The following is a 3,751-nucleotide window of genomic DNA, read 5'->3' on the forward strand; positions in this document are numbered from 1 at the left end:
ATGACTTTTCAGATTTTCCCACCGCTTGAGATCCCCGAGACTCTTGCTGCTGGTCCGGGGCCGGGCAATACCGACGCTCGTGTTCTTCAGGCTTTTTCCAGTGCGGGCGTTGCGGATCACATGCAGGGCGACGTGCTGCGGGGCATGGTTGAGTGCAAGCACATGCTGCGCGGGATCTGGGGTACCGACAACGCCTATACTTTCGCTGTGGCCGGAACCGGCTGGAGCGCGCTGGACACGATGTTTTCGGCTGTAATGCCCGGCGACAAGGTGGTTGCGTTCACCAACGGCACTTTCTCGGGCATTGATGCGCTGACATTGCGGATCAAGGCGGCGACACCGGAAGAACACGCCGCCAACCCGCTGGACCCGCAGGCCGCAAGCGTCACCGTGATCGAGGTTCCGCACGGTCAGCCGGTGACGGGTGAGCTGGTCGAAGCTGCTCTGGCCAAGCATCAGCCGAAATGGGCCTTCATGGCGCATTGGGAAACTGGTTCGGGTCGTATCAACGACCTGCGCGGGTTCTCGGACGCCTGCGAACGCCACGGTGCGATGGGTCTGATCGACGCGGTTTCGTCGCTGGGTGTCGATGACTTTTCGATTGATGACTTCCCCGGCATCGCCGGCTGGGCCTCGTGCCCGCAGAAAGGCCTGTGCTGCCTGCCGCTGACCTATGCGCCGGTCAGCTTCACCGATGCCTATATCGAAACGCTGAAGACAACCGGGGCTTATACATACGTCCACAACCCGATTTTCGAGGCCCGCCACTGGGGTATCGTCGATGGTCAGGACGTCGAGAAAGGCACCTATCACCGTACCCATTCGGGATACGCGGTTGCGGCTTTCCACGAATCCCTGCGGCTGACGCTTGCGGAAGGGTTGGCCAAACGGTCGGCTTCGTACCGGACGCATGAAAAGGTGCTGCGCGACGCCGTTGCTGCAATGGGGTGCGAGGTAACCTCGGACATGCCCAGCCTTGTGGTGCTCAACCTGCCGCCGGAACTGGCCGGGCGCGAGATGGAGCTGGTGCAGAATTGCCGCGCCCGCGGGTTTGGCATCTGGCCGACTCTCAGCGCGCCGGTGCAGGTCCGTATCGGCATCCTGAACCAACTGAACCGCCAGGCTGTCAGCCGGATTGTTCGCCTGTTCGCCGAGGCTCTGCGCGAGCTGGGCGCCGAGGTCGACCGGGACGCAATCGAGGCCTTGCTGGAAAGCCGTTACGGCACGTCGATCGCCGCTTAATCATACTGCATGAACGGGAGGATTGCAGATGGATATCCATGAATACCAAGCGAAAGAGGTTCTTTCGAATTTCGGTGTCGCCATACCATCCGGCGCATTGGCCTACAGCCCCGAGCAAGCGGCCTACCGCGCGCGGGAATTGGGCGGCGACAAGTGGATTGTCAAAGCCCAGGTGCATGCAGGCGGCCGTGGAAAAGCCGGCGGTGTCAAGCTGTGCGACAGCGAAAACGAGATCCACGCAGCCTGCGACGAGATGTTCGGGCGCAAGCTGGTGACCCACCAGACCGGGCCGGAAGGAAAAGGCATCTACCGTGTCTATGTCGAATCCGCTGTGCCCATTGATCGCGAGATCTATCTGGGCTTCGTTCTGGATCGCTCCAGTCAGCGGGTGATGATCGTGGCCTCGTCGGAAGGTGGCATGGAGATTGAAGAGATTTCCGCCGAACGCCCCGAGAGCATCGTTCGCTCGATCGTGGAACCGGCCGTGGGCTTGCAGGAATTCCAGGCGCGCGAGATCGCCTTCAATCTCGGGCTGGAACCGCGTCTGGTTCAACAAATGGTCCGGACGTTGCAGGGCTGTTACGCCGCGTTCAGCGAACTTGACGCGACTATGGTCGAAATCAACCCGCTGGTGATCACCGGGGATGACCGGGTGCTGGCGCTGGACGCCAAGATGAGCTTTGACGACAACGCCCTGTTCCGTCATCCGCAGATCTCCGAGTTGCGCGACAAAAGCCAGGAAGACCCGCGCGAAAGCCGCGCAGCGGATCGGGGGCTGTCTTACGTGGGTCTCGAAGGCAATATCGGCTGTATCGTCAACGGCGCCGGTCTGGCCATGGCCACGATGGACACGATCAAACTGGCGGGTGGCGAGCCTGCAAACTTCCTGGATATCGGCGGCGGGGCGTCACCGGAGCGTGTCGCCAAGGCCTTCCGCTTGGTTCTGTCCGACAACAATGTTCAGGCGGTATTGGTCAATATCTTTGCCGGTATCAACCGCTGCGACTGGGTTGCCGAAGGTGTCGTGCAGGCGCTGCGTGAGCTGGAAATCGACATCCCCGTCATTGTGCGACTAGCCGGGACAAATGTCGAAGAGGGCCAGAAGATCCTGGCCAAGTCCGGCCTGCCGATCATCCGCGCCACAACGCTGATGGAAGCCGCTGAACGGGCAGTGGGCGCCTGGCAGAACGATCTGACCCAAAACACCAAGATGAGGGCCGTGTAATGAGCATTCTTCTCGACCGCGACACGCGCGTTATCGTGCAAGGTATCACTGGACGCATGGCGCGCTTTCATACCAAGGATATGCTGGAATACGGCACAAATGTCGTAGGCGGTGTCGTTCCCGGAAAGGGTGGGGAAACCGTCGAGGGCGTTCCGGTATTCGACACCGTCAAACAGGCCGTCGAGGCGACCGGCGCAGATGCCAGCCTTGTGTTCGTGCCGCCGCCATTTGCGGCGGATTCGATCATGGAGGCCGCTGACGCAGGCATCCGCTATTGCGTCTGCATCACCGACGGCATCCCGGCGCAGGATATGATCCGGGTCAAGCGCTATATGTACCGCTATCCCAAAGACAAGCGGATGGTGCTGACCGGCCCGAACTGCGCGGGCACCATCAGTCCCGGCAAGGCCCTGTTGGGGATCATGCCCGGCCATATCTACCTGCCCGGCAATGTCGGCATCATTGGTCGCTCGGGGACGCTTGGCTACGAGGCCGCGGCCCAGTTGAAAGAGCGCGGCATTGGTGTGTCGACCAGCGTTGGCATCGGCGGTGATCCGATCAACGGGTCTTCGTTCCGGGATATCCTTGAGCGGTTTGAACAGGACGAAAGCACCGAGGTCATCGCCATGATCGGCGAGATCGGCGGCCCGCAGGAAGCTGAAGCCGCAGAGTACATCCGCGATCACGTGACCAAGCCCGTGGTTGCCTATGTCGCGGGTCTGACCGCACCCAAAGGCCGGACCATGGGCCACGCAGGTGCGATCATCTCGGCCTTTGGGGAAAGCGCTTCTGAAAAGGTCGAAATTCTGTCTGCAGCTGGTGTGACGGTTGCTGAAAACCCCGCGGTTATCGGCGAAACCATCGCGCGCGTCATGGGAAAGGCTGCGTGATGGTTAAGCCTTCGGTTCTTGTCACCCGTCGCTGGCCCGCCGCCGTCGAGGCGCAACTGGCCGAAAACTACAACGCCGTACTGAATACCGGGGACAAACCGATGTCCCCGGCCGAGATCCGCGAGGCGCTGAAACGCTATGATGCGGTTCTGCCCACCGTCACAGATACGCTCAGCGCCGAGGCCCTGGACGTGCCCGGTGCTCAGACCAAAATCCTCGCCAATTATGGTGTCGGATATAGCCATATCTGCGAACCATCGGCGCGTGATTTGGGCATGACGGTGACCAATACGCCGGATGTCTTGTCCGAGTGCACCGCCGATCTGGCCATCACATTGCTGCTGATGGTCGCCCGACGCGCAGGGGAAGGCGAACGCGAATTGCGCGCAGGCAA

Annotated in this window: 3 protein-coding genes and 1 pseudogene; all 4 read left to right on the forward strand. The window is 61.2% G+C overall.

Annotation, left to right across the window (positions count from 1 at the left end; translation table 11 throughout):
• Positions 1-1,242: an aminotransferase gene (locus ACOQFT_RS11295; RefSeq protein WP_421598028.1), complete on the forward strand. Its 1,242-nt coding sequence runs from the start codon at positions 1-3 to the stop codon at positions 1,240-1,242.
• 28 nt (positions 1,243-1,270) lie between these two features.
• Positions 1,271-2,467 carry a malate--CoA ligase subunit beta gene (locus ACOQFT_RS11300; RefSeq protein ID WP_421598029.1) on the forward strand — a complete coding sequence of 399 codons (1,197 nt, stop codon included), beginning with the start codon at positions 1,271-1,273 and terminating at the stop codon, positions 2,465-2,467.
• Complete coding sequence (sucD, locus tag ACOQFT_RS11305) at positions 2,467-3,357, forward strand: succinate--CoA ligase subunit alpha (protein WP_421598030.1); 891 nt, start codon at positions 2,467-2,469, stop codon at positions 3,355-3,357. The genes ACOQFT_RS11300 and sucD overlap by 1 nt, the downstream gene beginning before the upstream one ends.
• Positions 3,357-3,751 (forward strand): annotated as a pseudogene (locus ACOQFT_RS11310) (D-glycerate dehydrogenase); the annotation flags it as partial. The gene sucD and the pseudogene ACOQFT_RS11310, both read left to right, overlap by 1 nt.

The sequence above is a fragment of the Ruegeria sp. MALMAid1280 genome (assembly GCF_049195285.1).
GTDB lineage: Bacteria > Pseudomonadota > Alphaproteobacteria > Rhodobacterales > Rhodobacteraceae > Ruegeria.

Bases quoted from the DNA above. Each gene is read 5' to 3' on its own strand.
- ACOQFT_RS11295 (WP_421598028.1), top strand. From the start codon at position 1: ATGACTTTTCAGATTTTCCCACCGCTTGAGATCCCCGAGACTCTTGCT.
- ACOQFT_RS11300 (WP_421598029.1), top strand. From the start codon at position 1,271: ATGGATATCCATGAATACCAAGCGAAAGAGGTTCTTTCGAATTTCGGT.
- sucD (WP_421598030.1), top strand. From the start codon at position 2,467: ATGAGCATTCTTCTCGACCGCGACACGCGCGTTATCGTGCAAGGTATC.